This is a genomic window from Acinetobacter sp. A3 (assembly GCF_012371415.1).
Taxonomy (GTDB): Bacteria; Pseudomonadota; Gammaproteobacteria; order Pseudomonadales; family Moraxellaceae; genus Acinetobacter.
In genome coordinates this window covers 53,384-70,975 of the sequence record NZ_JAAZQW010000011.1, presented here as the reverse complement: position 1 = coordinate 70,975, position 17,592 = coordinate 53,384, and the positions used below count along the sequence as shown (strand labels likewise).

Below are 17,592 nucleotides of genomic sequence, written 5' to 3'. Positions count from 1 at the left end.
AGCAGTCCTCAACAGATTTACGGAATTAGGTCGACCACTTACCCAAGTTACGCCTTAAATTTGGCTCAATTAGGGGCGCTTTGCATTTCAAATCTTTGTGCAACAAAGCCACTCAAAAGGTCGACTGTACTTTTATTCGGCTGGATGAAGTTAACTGCGGCATCTTCGCCGATATTAAAGCTGTTCCATGGGTGCTGAGCTGCTGGTTGTTTTGTTGGATGTTGAGGGTGTTGCCATGTTGATGAAGAACTTGGATTCTCACTTTTAAAATAATACGAATATTCCAAGAATTAGGGATATTGTTAGGTCACTGGGGAGTTCAATACTCCTGGCTGTTGGGAGCGGTTGATACGGAGGTGATGCTTTTATACTGATCTTTCTGACACAAATCCTGACACAAATTAAGTTTTAAGTGTATCTAAATAGCAACTTTGGCAACATATGCAACAAGCTAAAGGCAATAAAAAAAGGCTTGCAAGTACATGAAATTCCTTGCAAACCTTTGATATATATGGTAGGCATATCCAGACTCGAACTGGAGACCTCTACGATGTCAACGTAGCGCTCTAACCAACTGAGCTATACGCCTAAAGTGCTTCGCATCATATTCAGTTTTGTTTTTTAAGACAAGTCCTTTCTACGCTTTTTTAAAGCATCCGCACAAGTTTTAAGCAAATCAAAAAATAACGATTCAGAAACAGGCTGAGAATCCACAGCATAAATATAGCGTTGATACCACAAAGCAAGCCGCTTAAAAGCTGCTTGCTCATCATCATCCACAAGCTCTGCCAAGCGCTGCATCCACGCAGTTACAGTTTCAGCATCCTGTTTTTGTAACTCCAATGGTAAAGTTTTGGAAAACCTCTGCAAAGCTCGATCAACCCTAGAACTGTTCTGATGCTTTTTCCAATAAATCCAACCAAAGTATGCGAGTAACAACAGCGCAATACCCGAAATTAGCACGATCACCAATGCATAACTCGAATCCAAACCCAATCGCCCAAACCAATGACGTTGAGATGTTGCATCATAGCCCACCACCTTACTCTGCCATTGATAACTGGCGTAATCACTCCACACACGCAAATTGCGAATCAAATTTGAATGTTGGTACTGCCAAATTTGCGCATTATCGCCCAATATAGTGCGATCTTCGGCCATCAGGTTTTGCATGCCTCCATCAATACGTTGTGGAGCAATGATTGCCGTCGGGTCTATACGCACCCACTGCTGATTCAACATCACTTCTGTCCAAGCATGTGCATCTTGCTGGCGCACTTCCCAACTTTGTGCATCAGGTGCTAGTTCCCCTCCCTGATAACCCACCACCACACGCGCAGGAATTCCAACATAGCGCATCAGCAAAGCAAAACTAGAAGCATAGTGTTCACAAAAACCCTGCTTGGACTGAAACAGAAATTCATCTACCCGATGCTGTCCCAATGTTCCAGGTTTCAAGGTATAGCTAAAGCCCTGATCACGATACCATTGCAACACATTTTGTACGTAGCGTTCAGGCTGTTGCTGACTTTGTGCAAACATCTGCATGGCAAATTGCTGTGCCTGCGGATCAGATAGAGTGCGTACTTGAACATTTAAGCGCTGACTAAATTGTCGATAGCGCTCACTCTGTCCATGATCACCCTGAATTTGTGCAGACTCACCCACCCACTGTAGAGCTATGGGTTGAATTCTGCCACTTTGCCGCTGTGGAATAATACTCCAGTCACGGCGCAACAGATAACCCTGTTGGTTGGGTATAGATTTTTCTAGTGCCATCACCCATTGCACTCGTGGGTCTGCTGCAATGTATTGATATTCAAACTTCGTTTGTTCGGACTGTAATTGCGTGACTTGGATTGGTTGGTGATTGCTAAAATTACTGGTCCAGGTTCGGCCATCGTATTGATCTAGCACCATCGCCCGCCAGTAAAGTTTTGAACGTGGCGGAAGTTGCTGCATATTTCCCACAATACGAAACGCCAAAGCAGAAGATTGCGATAATTCGGCAATATCTCCAGGTGACATCGTATCGCTAATTCCCGTCACGCCTTTGGCCTCTGGTATAGGTACGTGCCACAATGGTGGTAAGCGTGGAAAAAATAAAAACAGCAACAGAAAAAATGGTAAAGCGTATGCAATAAATTTAGCGACATGCTTTAAATCATTTTTGGCATCTTGTTTAGTTGTGTTGCGTAAGGTATCAGCAAATTCACTTTTCTGAATCCGATACAATCCAATCAAACAGCTTAATAAACATAAAATGACAATTGCCGTCATCCACATACTTTGGCTATATAAAAAGGAACTCGCACTTACGAATAAGGCAAAGTTAAATAAAATAATCAGGTCGCGTTTATTGTGACTTTCTAAGGCTTTGGCAAATAAGAATGTGCTTAATAATGCCACTCCAGCATCTACACCAATCAGCGTTTTATAACTGAGAAAAATACTGATTAAAGCAGCAATGGTCAAAGCAAAGGTTAAGGTTTTAGAAATACGTGCTGTTTTTTTTCGATAATGCACAAACAAAATCAGCCACATGAGGGCAAAAATTACACTCAACGCCAACGGACTAAACTGCAGATGTGCGATTAAAATCAGAAATAAACTGAGTAAAATCGATTGCTGAATTGATGTATGCATCGTCATTAAGCCTGTGCCAAAAGGATTCTAGCCTGTTTAAACTGTCGCTCGCCTATCCCTTTTTCAAGCGTCGCATGTGGTAAAAACATGGCATAAATCAACTGTTGTTGTTCGCATTGCTCTACTAAACCCATCATCAAACTTAATTTTTCTTCATGCGATGTTGCAGGCATGTGTTCATAAGCAATATCGACATGATGCTGGTCTTGATATTGTTCAAATACTTTGACATACAAACCTTGACCACGTGCTGCTTGCTTCCACGATACGGCTTGTAAAGAATCGCCCGTTTGAAAATCACGTAGCTCGCGAAATTCATCTAAGTCAGGTTGAAAGCTTTGCTGTTGCTGTTTATTTTCAGCACGAAAAGACATGCTGCGTGGAGCAATCCAAGCATGACGAGTCAAGTTTAAGTACGTCCATGCACGTACCAAGCCAAAAGGATAAACCGAATAAATTTGCAGATTTGGATAATCCAGTCGTCCGCGTTGTTCTGCATAAATGGTCAGTTGATGCTGTTGTTTCAGTTCTTGAATCAGGACTTTTTCTAATTGTGTGTCTGTCTTAATCCATAAATAACGTGCTTGGGCAAAGTCTTGTTTGAAATGCAATTGTAATTGCAAAGCTTCACCGACTTGCCCCACTTCTGTGGTCAACACCTCAATCTGCAAGTCATGTAATTGCTTAAAAGTTAAATAAAAACTAATGCATAAAATGGCACTGATCAAAAAGCAAAAACCTAATATCAGGTTATTGCCATAATTCACACCTGCTATGAAGGTGATCAAAATTAGTACCAAATACAAATAACCTTGCTGATAGATAAACACCAAAATATCTTTTTGCTGAAGGGTTTTGCTTCGTTCAAATTTAAAGCGTGAATTGATCCAGTTTTGCCATGCCTGCTTTAACATGATGACACTAACTCACTTTGACCTGTTGCATCACATGCAAAGCTTCTGCTTCATTGAGTCCGATACGATGTGCTGCAACGGCCACAAATACCGCTTGTATATCATCGGCACTCACAAAGCTACGCTGTTCAATTAAAGCGTGTGCTTGGGCTGCTTTCTTTAAAGCCAAAACCCCTCGGGTAGATAAACCATGACGTTCTTTGCGGGTTTCTGCAGCCAAATCTAGCAAATATTCTAAAGCCGCTTCTGAAACGTAGATGTCTGTCACAAGTTGCTGCAAGTTTAAAATTTCGGTTTCAGTAAAAATATGTGCCAAGCTGGTAATTAAAGCATGTCTGGAGTTTTGCTGTAGCAGCATTTTTTCTGCAAAACGTGACGGATATCCTAAAGATAAACGCATCAAAAAACGATCTAGCTGTGATTCAGGCAAGGCATAAGTACCACTTTGAAACAGCGGGTTTTGCGTGGCGATTACCCAGAAAGGTTGTGGCAATACATAACGTACGCCATCTACCGTAACTGCACCCTCTTCCATGGCTTCGAGTAAGGCACTTTGAGTTTTAGGCGAACAACGGTTAATTTCATCGGCCAATAAAATTTGGGTAAAAATTGGACCTTGTTTAAACTCAAATTGATGTTCTTTTTGGTTAAACATATTCACCCCAATCACATCACTGGCCAGCATGTCATTGGTAAATTGAATACGTTGGAATTTGAGTCCCGCCAAATGTGCTAAAGCACTAGATAAGGTGGTTTTCCCCAAACCAGGTAAATCTTCAAAAAGTACATGCCCACCTGCCAGTAGACAGCTCAAGGCAAGTTTGGTTTGTTGTTCTTTATCTAAAATAATGGTATTAATTTCAGTCAAGAACGACTGGATTTTGGCGGCATAAGATTCAACTTGTTGTTGTAGTTGCTGCTGTGTTTGTGTGTGTTGTTGCGTTTGAACTTTTTCCTTACCCCAAATCACAGTCACTCCCCCTATTCCCCAATAAAAAACGGCGTATGTTTTAACATACACCGTTTTCTTAAATTTCCAAAGAAATCCTAGAGATATTCTGATTCACCTTTCAAGTACTTTTCAGAACACTGCTCAACCTCCTGAAACTGCTAAATATCCATCAACAAGGACATTTTTTCAAACCACCTTTGGCCGATGGATAACGTGCATCGACACAATAGCGATAGAAAGTTTTCGCATCCATGGCTTCTAAATCTGGATGATGCTTCTGCATGTGTTCCAAATAATTTTGATAATCAGGCACACCTACCATCAAACGAAAGCTTTGTTGCAAACGCTGCCAAAGTGTTGCAATTCTTGACCAGTTTTTAGGATTCAGAATCAAATCCTTTTGCGACATAATGGTCATTTTAATAATTTTATACACCACGGTTTTGCCATGTTGTGCAAATTTTAAATTAATCATGTAATTGCTCCTTAATGGCCGCCATTTGGTTGAATGGTTTCAGGATCACGATAAATCGCTTCAGCTTCATTAACAGTTGGCGTTGGACTTGCCAATGCACGACGAATCACTCCAATTGCAGCAAATAACATCACAAAAGCTACAATCATAAAGAAGCCACATAACACAGCATTAATTTGATTGGACATCACAATCGTTTGCATTTCGGTCACTGTTTTTGCAGGTGCCAAAATTTCATTGCGCTGAATTGCTGCACTGAAACGGTCTGCCTGCGCCAAGAAACCAATTTTAGGATTGTCGTGGAAAATCTTTTGCCAACCTGCGGTCATTGAGGTAATGAATAAGAAAACGGTTGGAACGATAGTGACCCAAACATATTTTTCTTTTTTCATTTTGAACAAAATGACTGTACCTAAAATAAGCGCCATCGCTGCCAAAATCTGGTTACCAATCCCGAACAGTGGCCATAAGCTGTTAATACCACCTAGTGGATCGACCACACCTTGATAGACGAAGAAGCCCCAACCTGCTACCGCCACCGCAGTACCCAGCAAATTACCAAAGAAGTTATGTGAGTTTTTCACTGCAGGAATCACAATACCCACTGTATCTTGCACCATGAAACGGCAAGCACGTGTACCAGCATCCACTGCAGTTAAAATAAATAAGGCCTCAAATAAAATCGCAAAGTGATACCAGAATGCCATCATCGAACGGTTATTAAAAATTTCAGTGATGATATGTGCCATACCAATTGCAAAAGTTGGCGCACCGCCTGTACGTGACAGAATTGAACTTTCGCCCACTTCTTTTGCCAAAATGGTCAAAGCTTCGGGACTAACCACAAACCCTAAGTTGCGTACTGCTTCTGCTGCACTTTCAACAGTGGTGCCTAAAACGGCAACAGGCGCATTGATAGCAAAATACACTCCTGGATCAAGCACAGTGGCACAAATCATTGCCATAATGGCAACAAAAGATTCCATCAACATGCCGCCATAACCAATCACACGAATGTCTTTTTCGTTATTGACCAGTTTAGGGGTCGTGCCTGAAGAAACCAGTGCGTGGAAACCCGAGATCGCACCACAAGCAATCGTAATAAATAAGAAAGGAAACATCGAACCCGCAAAAACAGGGCCAGTACCATCAATAAATTGTGTCACGGCAGGCATTTTCATTTCAGGCATCGCAAATACAATCCCGACAGCCAAACCTGCAATCACACCAATTTTTAAGAAGGTAGATAAATAATCACGTGGCGCCAACAGTAACCACACAGGCAATACTGAGGCAATAAAACCGTAAGCAATTAAGCACCAAGTCAGCTCTGTACCACTTAGGGTAAACAGTGGGCCCCAATAGGGATGTTGTGCTACATTTTCACCGTAGATAATACCCATCATCATCAGTACAAAACCAATAATGGAGACCTCTGCAATTTTCCCTGGGCGGATAAAGCGCATATAAATGCCCATAAAAATTGCAATTGGGATGGTGGCTGCAATACTAAATACACCCCACGGGCTATTGGTTAAGGCTTTAACCACGACTAGCGCCAGCACAGCAAGAATAATCACCATCACACCCAATGCACCGAGCATGACAATCACACCTGCAAATGAACCGAGTTCTTGCTTGGCCATTTCACCCAAAGAGCGACCATCACGACGGGTCGAAATAAACAATACCAAAAAGTCCTGTACTGCACCCGCCAACACTACGCCCACCAAAAGCCAAATAGTCCCTGGCAAATATCCCATTTGTGCAGCGAGAATAGGCCCGACTAAAGGACCTGCACCTGCAATGGCCGCAAAATGGTGCCCGAACAGCACGCCTTTATTGGTCGGCACATAATCCAAACCATCTGCCAAACGATGTGCAGGGGTTAAACGTCGTTCATTTAATTCAAAGACTTTGGTGGCAATAAATAAACTGTAGAAACGATATGCGATGCTATAGACACAGACTGCGGCTAAAACCAACCAGACTGCATTGACGTGTTCACCTCTACTGAGTGCTAAAATCCCGAAAGATACTGCACCCAGTACGGCAACCAAGAGCCATATAATTTTTGAAGTCAGGCCTGACTTCGGTTGAACTGATTCCATGTCACTCTCTCTTTATTGTTACATTTTAAGCATTTACTATTTTTCGAGATGAAGCTTAATTTCCGAGATTCCTTGTGTGATGTTGCTCCTTTTATTTTATTTTTCACCTATTCTTTTACCATATAATCAAATCAACAAAAAAGGGGGAATGATCTAGATCACTCCCCCTTTTTCAATAATCGTTTATAAATAAACCATTATGCACGTTCTAGGTATTCACCTGTACGGGTATCTACACGAACGCTTTCTTCTTGCTGTACGAATAAAGGAACACGTACCACTGCACCTGTTTCTAATTTCGCTGGTTTACCGCCACCGCCAGAAGTGTCACCACGTACACCTGGATCAGTTTCTACAATTTTCAATACCACGAAGTTTGGCGCATTAACTGTTAAAGGCACGCCGTTGAACAACATAATGGTACATTTTTCGTTTGAATCGTCTTTCAACCATTTTGCAGCATCGCCCATTGCGGTTTTATCTGCAGCAATTTGTTCAAAAGAAACAGGGTCCATAAAGTTCCACATTTCGCCATCGTTGTAGAGATATTCCATTTCCACTTCTACAATGTCAGCGGCTTCTAATGAGTCACCAGACTTAAATGTTTTTTCTAAAACTTTACCAGAACGAAGGTTACGAAGTTTTACGCGGTTAAACGCTTGACCTTTACCTGGCTTTACATATTCATTTTCCATGATTGAACATGGGTTACCATCAAGCATAACCTTAAGGCCTGACTTGAAATCATTCGTAGAATAATAGGCCATGACTGGCACACTCCAAACTGACTAACTTAACTATTTATGCCGTAATTTGAGCCGCAAACGAATACTGAACATATTGGCAGCCCTACGACATCTTTTTTTCATCGGGCGTATTGTAAATGAGCAAGCCATAATGAAGCAATGAAAATCCACTACCGATCACTTCAAGATATCGGTAAAATCGACTGCTTTACTGTGATTTAAATCTTAAAGATTTATTTTACGCAGTAATTTAACCCTTAAATTTAGAAAACGACTCTCCTATTTCTGAGTATTTTCTGTTCCGCTTTTTTCTTATATTTAAATTTTTTGGCATGATCAATTACCTGTACCAAGAGCAAAACTGGCAATCTCAACTCAGTGACTTGATCACCGACCCACACGAATTGTTAAATATTTTGGAGCTGTCTGAACAGCAATTACTTTCTGGCGCACTCTTGGCATCTGAGCAGTTTAAATTGCGTGTACCACGCGCTTTTGTACAAAAAATACAAAAAGGCAATCCGCTCGACCCTTTGCTACTTCAGGTTTTACCACATCATTTAGAGCTTGAAGATCATCCTGGCTTTGTGACCGATCCTTTAGGTGAAGAACAAGCTAATCAACAACCTGGGGTATTACACAAATACAAATCCCGCTTTTTACTGACCCTGACGGGTGCCTGTGCAGTACATTGTCGATATTGTTTCCGCAGACACTTTCCCTATCAGGAAAATCTGCCAAAAACTGAAGATTGGGACAACATTAAAGCCTATATCGAAAGTCAACCTGACATTAACGAAGTGATTTTAAGTGGTGGCGATCCTCTCACTCTATCTAACCGTAAATTACAAATCTGGATTGAGCGTTTATCATCTGTTCAACAAATAAAATTTTTGAGAATTCATTCACGAGTTCCGATCGTAATCCCCAACCGTGTCGATGAAACGCTGATTTCCTTACTAAAAAACAGTAGGCTGCGTATTATTCTAGTGGTACACTCGAACCACGCATCAGAATTAGATGACTTTACTTGTGCAAATCTTGCTAAGTTAGTTGAGCAAAACATCACCGTTCTGAATCAAGCAGTATTATTAAATGGGGTCAATAATACTGCTCAGGTCTTGGTTGATTTAAGCTATCGTCTATTTGATGCGGGGGTGATGCCTTACTATTTACATGTGTTAGATAAAGTAAAAGGAGCACATCATTTTGATCTAATGTCATCTGACATTGATCATATTTATAAAGAGCTTTTAGCGAACTTGCCAGGCTATCTCGTTCCTAAACTCGTTAGGGAAATTGCGGGCGAAAAAAACAAGACACCGCTTTTTGGGGTTTCAACTTATTGAGTTAAATAACAACCATGAACATGAATACTTCAGATCTTTTTCAGGTTCCCAGCGAACTAAAGCTGGAGCAATTGAGTTTTTGTCAAAATACGGTTAAAAGCATTCAGGCGTGGGCAGCAGACCTATCCATTTTACAATTGGGGGATTCTTCTCAGGCCCTGTTCAATGCCCTTTTAGAAATTTCTGAACTGAAATGTCAGGAAACTTTACGTTTTGATTTAATTCAAGCTATTCATCCCACACTTGAAAATGTGCTGACTAGCTTGGAAAAACACTTTTTCAATCAAGCTTTGATTAGCAGTGATCGTAATGATCATATTATTGAATTGGCCTTGTTATTACGTAGCCATTTTTCCAAAGTGTATATTGATATTGCGCGACGCAGCCATCAACAACTCACTCAGCAAAAATTTTCATTATTCGCCTTTAACTTAAAGAAAAACTTACAAACAGCTCGGATTTTAGCAACCTACTATGCACTTCAACAATTGGCTTTGCTACGCTACCAACAACACATGTTGTATAGCCCCTCATTGCCTAATCAATGGGTTATTGCACATCAACTTTTAGATACTGCAATTCAACAACATTATTATTTAAATAATATTAATCAATTACAAGGTACACAGCACCAACTTGTAAGTATTGCTCAGGCCTATGCCCAACTGATTTTGTTGGAAATTTTTAATACACATCAAATTCGTCCGGCAGAAATTCAAGGCTTGTATTTATGCAGTTTTGATTGGGCCAAATTGGTTCAGATTTTACCCAAAGAAACCACGCTTTCGCGTTATGTGGTAGATTCAAGCAAAGATCATCCGCCAATATATAACAGCCACCAAAACAATGGTTTTAACGCTGATATTTATATCTCTACCCAAGCCTTACTTGATCATTTAAATGAAAATCAGGGACGCAAAGGTGAACATTTTTCACGCAATGAGAGGTTATTCCTCACTCCTGCCTTGCATTTCCATCTGCACAATATTTTGACCAATACTGCAGAGCGTGTGCATGAGCGTTATGAATATTCTGCACAGATTAAAATTTGTTTTGGTTTAACCGTTGCACATTTTTATTTGTCTAATGGTAAGAATTTTAACGAAACACTGGTATTGGGTGATAACTACCAATTCCAAAATGAAAGCCATTTTGTCAATGCTATGCACACCAATTCATCGGTAGACATTAGCTCAATCAAAACTTTAGATCGTGAAACCAAACAAATTTACAATGCCGATGTTTTGGACATTAGCGTGAATGGTTACCGAATCAAATGGACTGGCGAAACACCAAAAAATTTAAAAACAGGCGAATTCATTTTAGTTCAAGAAAATAATCAGAGTCCATGGCGTGGCGGTGTAATTCGTTGGATTAAACAATCTGCCGAAAAAAGTTTAGAACTTGGCTTGGAAATTTTAACCCAAGAGCTATTCCCTTGTGCTGTTTTTGTAAAAACCGATCGACACACAGGACATTACCATCCAGCATTACTGGTACAAAGTACAGATGCTGAAGATGTCAGCACCAGCCTAATTTTGCCAGGTATTCAACTATTGCGCGATAAACAAACCGTACAATTACGCTTAGGGGAAGAAGAACTCAAAGTTTTCTTAATCAAACCTCTCCTGATTACCCAAAGTTTTATGCGCTTTGATTTTGAGTTGTTGAATGACCAACAACAGCCTGTCTTAGATAGTTTTATTCAAAAGCAAGTGAGTGAAGTTAAAAATAACGATTTATGGGAAGCATTAAAGTGAGAAATCCACTCTTGTCTAAAAAGTTAAAACGTACTGAAACGCGTTTGCTCATAATCGATGACAACCAGATACGTTTTAACCAAATTTGTGAACAACTCACTGCCAATGAGCACCGTGTTCAGGCTTTTCTGTTAGATGACATTAAAAATTTTGAAAAACAGCTACATTTGACTTGGGATTTAGTCATTTTCGGTCGTGCTTATGACCTTAAAGTTGATCAGGCACTAACTTTAATTCGTGCTTCACAGCAGCCTAATCTCCCCCTATTGCTACTCAAGCCAGATGACTATGATGCTACGCAATATACCAACTATATTCGTAAAGGCATTTATGACATCGTCAACCTGGATTTTCCAGAACGTTTCTATTTTGGCTTAATTCGCGCCTTATCTTTTAGCCGCTTACAGCAGTCACAAGAACAACTGATGACTGAACTTGAAAATGCACAGATTCAGGCACAGGCTTTGGTGGAAGACAGCAACAAAGCTGTTGCGATCATTCAGGAAGGTATTCACGTACAAGCCAATGAAGAATACTTACAACTATTTGGCTTAAAAACTGAAGATGACATTATCGGCGTACCCCTACTCGATCTGTTACAGCCTGAAGATGTAACCGACTTTAAATTCCGTTTTAAGAAAGTCAGTCAAGGGCAGTTTGACCATGGTCGTTTTGACATTCATAGTCAAAATCCATTATTGGCCAAGCAAAATCCACTTAAAGTAGAGTTTATTGCCGCAACAGATGACGATGCTTTGCAAATTACCATAGACAATGAAACCTCTACGGCAAATGTTGCATCGTCTGCTGCATCGACAAGTGAAAAACCTGCAGCAAAGCCAAGTACCTATCAATTGGTCAATCGTACCTTGGCGAAACAACCCTCCATTGCAAATGCTTTGGTTGTGTTCTCTTTAGCCAATTGCCCTGAAGCTATTTTCCAAGCAGATTGGCTGACCACAAAAAACTACTTTGCCAATATTCAAACCTTCTTAAAAGAACAAACCAATGTGCCATTATTTACAGTGAGTAATGGTTTGGTTGTCGGGCTATTCCAAGCTGAATCTACTGCAATTTTAGAATCTAAACTGATTGGCCTGAATTCACTGACCAAGCCTCAATTACTCACGGTAGATCAGCACACCTATCCTTTAAATTTACGAATTGGCTATATCTTGCTAAATCAAGATATTCGAGATGAAACTAATTTTGAACAGCTAATTAGTCAAGGGTTCGCCAATGCTTTACCAAACCCACAAGATCAAAATAATTCAGGTTTAGCATTAGACTTGTCATTTGGTGAATCTAATTTAAATGCGATTGAATCTGCTGTAGTTCCACAGTCATTTAATGAACCTGCGATTATTACTGCATTACGTCAAAGTTTGGATCGTGGTGAAATCCACCTGAAATATCAGCAATTGTATGACAAGCAAGATACCAACCTTTACACTTATGAAGTGACCAGTGGCTTTATTTTTAATAATGAATGGAAAAGCTTATCAGGACTGATTGAGTTGGCAGAAGATCCTGAGCTTTCAATTAAGCTAGATCGCTGGATTTTGGTAGAGGCATGTAAACAATTACATAACTTTATTACTCAATATCCTGAAGCCAAACTGATTGTCAATTTAAACAAACACGTGTTATTGCAAGACCGCAGTTTCCCTGAGTTTGTGTCTAAACTGATCACCATTGTTGGTAGTCGTCTCAGCCATCCACTGATTTTACAATTCTCAGAAGAAGATATTAGTCAAAACTTAGGCGATGCACAAAAGCAAATCGGCTTATTACGTCAACACGGTGCAGAAATTTCACTACGAGATTTTGGTCATTCAATTTACAGTGAATCAATCTTAAAACAAGTTGATATTCACTACTTGACCCTGCACAGCGCCCTGATTGAAAAACTGGCAGATGATCAATCTACGCAGGAATTGCAGGAACAACTCAGCGTATATAGCGAAATTAAGCCAATTGAGATTTTGCTACGTGACTTAAATGATATGAACCTGTTTGCCAATGCATGGAATGTTGATGCCCGCTTTATTCAGGGTGATTACTTCCAGAAAAAACTGGATCATTTAATTGATGTACAAGACCAATAAGGTCTTGTACATTGCATTTAGCGCTTAGCGCAAAGAACAATTTTATGAATGAGACTGTTTTAGCAGTCTCATTTTTTTATTCTGAATCTTTTTTTTTGAATGCTTTTATCTCTAAATTCTAGGCACAAAAAAACGGGCAAATTGCCCGTTTTTTTCGTACTGGATATTAACGTTTGATAGAACGTGACATACCAGCAAAACGTTGTTTGAACTTGTCGATACGACCGCCAGTGTCAACGTTCTTTTGCTTACCAGTATAGAACGGGTGGCATGCAGAACATACGTCAAGATAAAGAGTTTCTTTACCAACAGCTGAACGAGTTTCGATTACGTTACCACAAGAGCAAGTAGCAACTAATTTTTCATATTTTGGGTGAATATCGGCGCGCATCGTCGATTACTCCTAAGATTCAAGAAGGCTTATGCTGTCATCGCAATTGGTCACTCTCATAAAAATGAGGAACGTGCTAAAAAGCAGACCAACACCATAACAGACCATTCTTTTGGCCCACCGAGACGGATACCGTCAGAGCTAAGCACAACAAGTTGGGCGTTATTATACGGAATAAAATAGCTGAAAGCTAATTATTCTTTGGAATTTAATGCTGACTGCTCTGCCAAACCTGCCCGCTTCTCAAGCGCATTGGCTATCACACCGCAAACCATAAGCTGAATTTGATGAAAAATCATGATGGGTAAAACAATCATACCCAATGGTTGCCCAATAAATAAAATTTGCGCCATCGGCACGCCACTGGCCAAAGTCTTTTTTGAACTACAAAAAAATGCCGCGATTTGATCTTCACGTGCAAAACCCATCCACTGAGGTACGACCCATGCCAGCCACATCACAATAGTCAATAAAACTGAACACGCCACAATTAACAGCAGCAAGGTCATACCACTCACCTGATGCCATAAACCCGCCACGACTGCCCCACTAAATGCCCCATAAACCACCATCAAAATTGAACCCTGATCAAACACCTTGACCAACTTTGGTAATTTCAACATATAAGGATAAACATAAGGACGCAGCAACTGCCCCAATATAAATGGTACCAACAGCAATAAAGTAATTTGAATAATTGAATGGGTCGGGTCAAAACCATGTTCCGACTGCCCCAGAATAAACACGCCTACTAAAATGGGGGTGATAAACATCCCAATCAAATTGGAAAATGAAGCACTGCATACAGCACTGGCAACATTGCCTTTCGCCACTGAAGTAAATGCAATGGAAGACTGTACTGTAGAAGGCAAAAAGCACATAAACAAAAAGCCCCAATACAACTCTTGTCCGAGCATTGGCACTAAAACAGGTTTGGCAAGTAATCCTAGAATGGGAAATAGCGCAAAGGTAAATGTAAACACCAAAGCATGTAACTGCCAATGCATAAAGCCCTGAATCACAGCTTCACGTGATAATTTTGCTCCGTGCAAAAAGAATAAGATAGCAATAGCGACTGTTGTAATCACAGCAAAAACATCGGCTTCCTGCCCAGAAACAGGCAGCACACTGGCTAAGATAACCATTACAAATAAGAGTATAGTAAAGCGATCCAGTGCCAATAACTTCAACATTGCAGCATCCTAATTTTTGTTTTTAAAGGGTTCATTGATATGAATAAGCCCAGCGACTTATTTACCTTTCGATAAACTTATCTTACTGGGCGATATTCAAAAAGCGAGTATTTATAGAATATGTTCAATATTTTTTAACTGAATGCTGAACAACATTCAGTTTATTGCACAATGAAGGCCAAGTTGTTGCTTTTCGCATATGCACTTAGTTATTACGTGCATTTTGATCTTGCTGAATCAGCTCAACTTTATAACCATCTGGGTCTTCAACAAACGCGATTACAGTCACACCGCCTTTCATTGGCCCTGCTTCACGTACGACATTGCCACCACGTGCTTTAATCTCTTCACAGGCTTTGTAAGCATCTTCTACCGCAATTGCGATATGACCATAAGCATTGCCTAAATCATAGCTTTGAGTATCCCAGTTATGAGTCAGCTCCAAAACTGTGTGATTTTCTTCATCGCCATAACCTACGAAGGCCAAGGTAAAACGCCCTTCTTCATAATCACGCTTACGAAGCAAGGTCATGCCCAAAACTTCTGTATAAAATTTTAACGATTGCTCTAAATTACCTACACGTAACATGGTATGCAGCATGCGCATATTATTCATCCTTCTGTTGAATCGTGTCCGAAGATGTTGCTTGATGATCACGTAATAACTTTGCCACCCACACCACTAAAATCAAAATTGGAATTCCTATTAAGGTGGTCATGAGGAAAAAGTTTGGATAACCAATATTGGTCACTATAGTACCCGAATAACCGCCTAAAATCTTAGGGGTTAGGGTCATGAGTGAGCTAAAAATCGCATATTGCACTGCCGTAAAAGACACACTGGTTAAACTGGATAAAAAGGCAATAAACGCTGCGCCGGCTAAACCTGAAGCTAAGTTATCAACAATAATTGCAAAATATAACCATAATGAGCTATACGGTTTGATCACTTTACCCTGAATTTCCACCATCTCGGTTGATGCTGTATTGACCACAGGCAAAGGCTGAATATCGACATCCAAGGTCGTGTCTGCAGCCTGCGTTGAATCAACTTTATAGCTTTGGCTGTGTTGCTGTAGCACCTGTTGCTGATCCATCAACACCACAGTCAATTGCTTTGCTGCAGAATCTGCCAAAAGCTGCCCTGTAATCGCTGCAGTAAACATACCTTGAGCATCGAGTTTGGCATCAAAGTTTTGTCCATCTAGCTGTAGCACAATTTTTTGCTGCTCGGTTAGAGCAGGCCCCACATATTGCCCACGTACCACAATGCTATTGGCCTTTTCTGCTACGGAAATTGTGTTATCTGAAGTTAGTGGTAAAAGCTGTAATTGCGCAGTTTCGGTAGCTGTCTGCTGTAAATAAGGCATCGACACTAAACGTGATGGTGTATCGCCAGTTTGATAATGTGCACGTACCTGAATTTCATGTTGGGTGGCCAACACCTGACTTGGTACAGCAACTTTCCAATAACCCACTTCATCGGCCTGAGTCTGATATTGTTGCTGCCCCACTGAAACTTGCACATCACTAAGCGCTTGCCCTGACTTCACTAGACCAATAAAAATTAGGTTGGTTGAAGAAGCCAATACTGCACCAACAAACATCAGTTTCATAATGTTCATGCGCTGTGCCAGTAAGCCCCCCAAGAAGCCGCCCAGCAGACTGAAAATCACCCCATACACTTTAACAGCTTCGGCAATTTGCTCTTTGCTAAAGTTCAGGTCTTGATAGAACACATTGGAAATTACCCCAGCGATGATGTCTGAAACCCGATAAAAACCAATCAACAACAATAAAACTAGGGCCAGTTTGACGCCATAGCGCTTAAAGAAGTCCGCAACAGGATGTACCCATGTTTCAAAGGCCATCTGTTTATTCACAGCACCACATTTGACTAAAATAGTGCCCATCAATACTGCCGCAGCGCCTGAAGCAATAAAGCGCAATGCTTCCAAACAGAATAACAAAAATGCGTCTTTCAGCTGAAATTGTTGTTTTAAGGCTTCAGTTAAATTGCCAGAAAAGACATAACACAACACAAAACTGAATACGGCGACAAAAAACACCATCACCAAACGGAAATAGTCACGACGTTGATAATGTTTATTGACCCTATTTACCTGTGGTTCACGAATGATCAAGGTGGTGACAATACCAATCAACATCACCGCAGCCATGGCCAAATAAGTCACTTTCCATGCACTGTAAATATAGTTGCCTTTAGCTGTGCCTAACGATGCAGCCAAAAACAAAGCCCCCGCACCCGCAACAATCATCCCGATGCGGTAACCTGCGTTATAGGTCGAAGCCAACACGGTTTGCATTTGGGTTTCTGCCAACTCAATACGATAGGCATCAATGACAATATCCTGCGTGGCGGCAGAAAATCCGAGTAATACTGCGCCAAATGCCATTTGGTATAAATGTGCCTGCCCCAATGCAGGGTCGGAAAATGCCATGACTGCAATTGCACAGATAATCAAACATTGTGCAATGAGCAACCATGCCCGACGACGCCCTAATTTTTTGGTTAAATACGGAACGGGTAATTCATCAATTAATGGTGCCCAAACAAATTTAAAGGAATAACCCAAGGCGGCCCAACTAAAGAAAGTCACTGCACTTTTATCAATTCCTGCCTCGCCCAACCACAACGACAGACTGGAAAAAATCAGTAAAATTGGAATACCTGCGGAGAAACCTAAAAACAGCATAATCAGCGCACGGCGGTCTAAAAATGCTGTAAATGCAGCTTTCCATCCTGTATTTTGTGCTGAAGTTTGCCCAGTACTTTGTGTGGTCATGCGATTATTATTTTCTGTTAAGTCAAATTGTTGTTATTCAATCGTGGAATAGCTTCTGTTTCAACAGTATTTATGAAATTATCCACAAGTGCCTTGTCATTTTGTAGTAAAAATGGCGGCTTAGCTTGAATTTTCTCATT

At 40.6% G+C, this 17,592-nt stretch carries 13 protein-coding genes and 1 tRNA gene; 3 read left to right on the top strand and 11 right to left on the bottom strand.

The window, feature by feature from the left end:
- Positions 1 to 512: 512 nt before the first annotated feature.
- The 7 genes from HHA42_RS05850 to efp all read right to left on the bottom strand — a co-directional run bounded on the left by HHA42_RS05850 (position 513) and on the right by efp (position 7,865).
- Positions 513 to 589, bottom strand: a tRNA-Val gene (locus HHA42_RS05850).
- A 32-nt stretch (positions 590 to 621) separates the two neighbouring features.
- Positions 622 to 2,646 carry a DUF3488 and transglutaminase-like domain-containing protein gene (locus HHA42_RS05845; RefSeq protein WP_168525747.1) on the bottom strand — a complete coding sequence of 675 codons (2,025 nt, stop codon included), beginning with the start codon at positions 2,644 to 2,646 and terminating at the stop codon, positions 622 to 624.
- 5 nt (positions 2,647 to 2,651) lie between these two features.
- The gene (locus HHA42_RS05840; protein WP_168525745.1) at positions 2,652 to 3,560 is read right to left on the bottom strand and encodes a DUF58 domain-containing protein; all 909 of its coding nucleotides are present in this window, start codon (positions 3,558 to 3,560) and stop codon (positions 2,652 to 2,654) included.
- A gap of 7 nt (positions 3,561 to 3,567) precedes the next feature.
- A complete protein-coding gene (locus HHA42_RS05835; protein WP_168525751.1) occupies positions 3,568 to 4,530 on the bottom strand; it encodes an AAA family ATPase in 963 nt (320 codons plus the stop codon).
- A 151-nt stretch (positions 4,531 to 4,681) separates the two neighbouring features.
- Positions 4,682 to 4,987, bottom strand: a complete 306-nt coding sequence (locus HHA42_RS05830; protein ID WP_168418202.1) for a YbdD/YjiX family protein — start codon at positions 4,985 to 4,987, stop codon at positions 4,682 to 4,684.
- A gap of 11 nt (positions 4,988 to 4,998) precedes the next feature.
- Positions 4,999 to 7,098 carry a carbon starvation CstA family protein gene (locus tag HHA42_RS05825; protein ID WP_168525743.1) on the bottom strand — a complete coding sequence of 700 codons (2,100 nt, stop codon included), beginning with the start codon at positions 7,096 to 7,098 and terminating at the stop codon, positions 4,999 to 5,001.
- Between the two features lie 197 nt (positions 7,099 to 7,295).
- Positions 7,296 to 7,865 (bottom strand): elongation factor P, encoded by a 570-nt coding sequence (gene efp / locus HHA42_RS05820; RefSeq protein ID WP_004971615.1) that lies wholly within the window; start codon positions 7,863 to 7,865, stop codon positions 7,296 to 7,298.
- Between the two features lie 311 nt (positions 7,866 to 8,176).
- On the opposite strand from efp, the gene epmB reads away from it, so the two are divergent.
- Genes epmB through HHA42_RS05805 form a run of 3 tightly spaced genes read left to right on the top strand, consistent with a single transcriptional unit; the run spans position 8,177 to position 13,061 of the window.
- On the top strand, positions 8,177 to 9,193 hold the full coding sequence (gene epmB / locus HHA42_RS05815) for an EF-P beta-lysylation protein EpmB (RefSeq protein WP_168461567.1): 1,017 nt from the start codon (positions 8,177 to 8,179) through the stop codon (positions 9,191 to 9,193).
- A 14-nt stretch (positions 9,194 to 9,207) separates the two neighbouring features.
- The gene (locus tag HHA42_RS05810; protein ID WP_168525741.1) at positions 9,208 to 10,953 is read left to right on the top strand and encodes a GTPase; all 1,746 of its coding nucleotides are present in this window, start codon (positions 9,208 to 9,210) and stop codon (positions 10,951 to 10,953) included.
- Positions 10,935 to 13,061: an EAL domain-containing protein gene (locus HHA42_RS05805; protein ID WP_168525739.1), complete on the top strand. Its 2,127-nt coding sequence runs from the start codon at positions 10,935 to 10,937 to the stop codon at positions 13,059 to 13,061. The genes HHA42_RS05810 and HHA42_RS05805 overlap by 19 nt, the downstream gene beginning before the upstream one ends.
- A gap of 166 nt (positions 13,062 to 13,227) precedes the next feature.
- Here the strand turns inward: HHA42_RS05805 and rpmE are convergent, their stop codons facing one another.
- The 4 genes from rpmE to HHA42_RS05785 form a co-directional block, all read right to left on the bottom strand.
- Positions 13,228 to 13,452 (bottom strand): 50S ribosomal protein L31, encoded by a 225-nt coding sequence (gene rpmE / locus HHA42_RS05800; protein WP_004971624.1) that lies wholly within the window; start codon positions 13,450 to 13,452, stop codon positions 13,228 to 13,230.
- 194 nt (positions 13,453 to 13,646) lie between these two features.
- Positions 13,647 to 14,645, bottom strand: a complete 999-nt coding sequence (locus HHA42_RS05795; RefSeq protein ID WP_168525737.1) for a bile acid:sodium symporter family protein — start codon at positions 14,643 to 14,645, stop codon at positions 13,647 to 13,649.
- 205 nt (positions 14,646 to 14,850) lie between these two features.
- Positions 14,851 to 15,252 carry a lactoylglutathione lyase gene (gloA, locus tag HHA42_RS05790; protein ID WP_168418196.1) on the bottom strand — a complete coding sequence of 134 codons (402 nt, stop codon included), beginning with the start codon at positions 15,250 to 15,252 and terminating at the stop codon, positions 14,851 to 14,853.
- Between the two features lies 1 nt (position 15,253).
- Positions 15,254 to 17,452 carry an MFS transporter gene (locus tag HHA42_RS05785; protein ID WP_168525735.1) on the bottom strand — a complete coding sequence of 733 codons (2,199 nt, stop codon included), beginning with the start codon at positions 17,450 to 17,452 and terminating at the stop codon, positions 15,254 to 15,256.
- Between the last annotated feature and the right edge of the window lie 140 nt (positions 17,453 to 17,592).

Excerpts from the sequence above, each read along its gene's own strand:
- HHA42_RS05845 (WP_168525747.1), bottom strand. The coding sequence starts at position 2,646 with ATGCATACATCAATTCAGCAATCGATTTTACTCAGTTTATTTCTGATT.
- HHA42_RS05840 (WP_168525745.1), bottom strand. The coding sequence starts at position 3,560 with ATGTTAAAGCAGGCATGGCAAAACTGGATCAATTCACGCTTTAAATTT.
- HHA42_RS05830 (WP_168418202.1), bottom strand. The coding sequence starts at position 4,987 with ATGATTAATTTAAAATTTGCACAACATGGCAAAACCGTGGTGTATAAA.
- HHA42_RS05825 (WP_168525743.1), bottom strand. The coding sequence starts at position 7,098 with ATGGAATCAGTTCAACCGAAGTCAGGCCTGACTTCAAAAATTATATGG.
- efp (WP_004971615.1), bottom strand. The coding sequence starts at position 7,865 with ATGGCCTATTATTCTACGAATGATTTCAAGTCAGGCCTTAAGGTTATG.
- epmB (WP_168461567.1), top strand. The coding sequence starts at position 8,177 with ATGATCAATTACCTGTACCAAGAGCAAAACTGGCAATCTCAACTCAGT.
- HHA42_RS05810 (WP_168525741.1), top strand. The coding sequence starts at position 9,208 with ATGAACATGAATACTTCAGATCTTTTTCAGGTTCCCAGCGAACTAAAG.
- HHA42_RS05805 (WP_168525739.1), top strand. The coding sequence starts at position 10,935 with ATGGGAAGCATTAAAGTGAGAAATCCACTCTTGTCTAAAAAGTTAAAA.
- rpmE (WP_004971624.1), bottom strand. The coding sequence starts at position 13,452 with ATGCGCGCCGATATTCACCCAAAATATGAAAAATTAGTTGCTACTTGC.
- HHA42_RS05795 (WP_168525737.1), bottom strand. The coding sequence starts at position 14,645 with ATGTTGAAGTTATTGGCACTGGATCGCTTTACTATACTCTTATTTGTA.
- gloA (WP_168418196.1), bottom strand. The coding sequence starts at position 15,252 with ATGCGCATGCTGCATACCATGTTACGTGTAGGTAATTTAGAGCAATCG.
- HHA42_RS05785 (WP_168525735.1), bottom strand. The coding sequence starts at position 17,452 with ATGACCACACAAAGTACTGGGCAAACTTCAGCACAAAATACAGGATGG.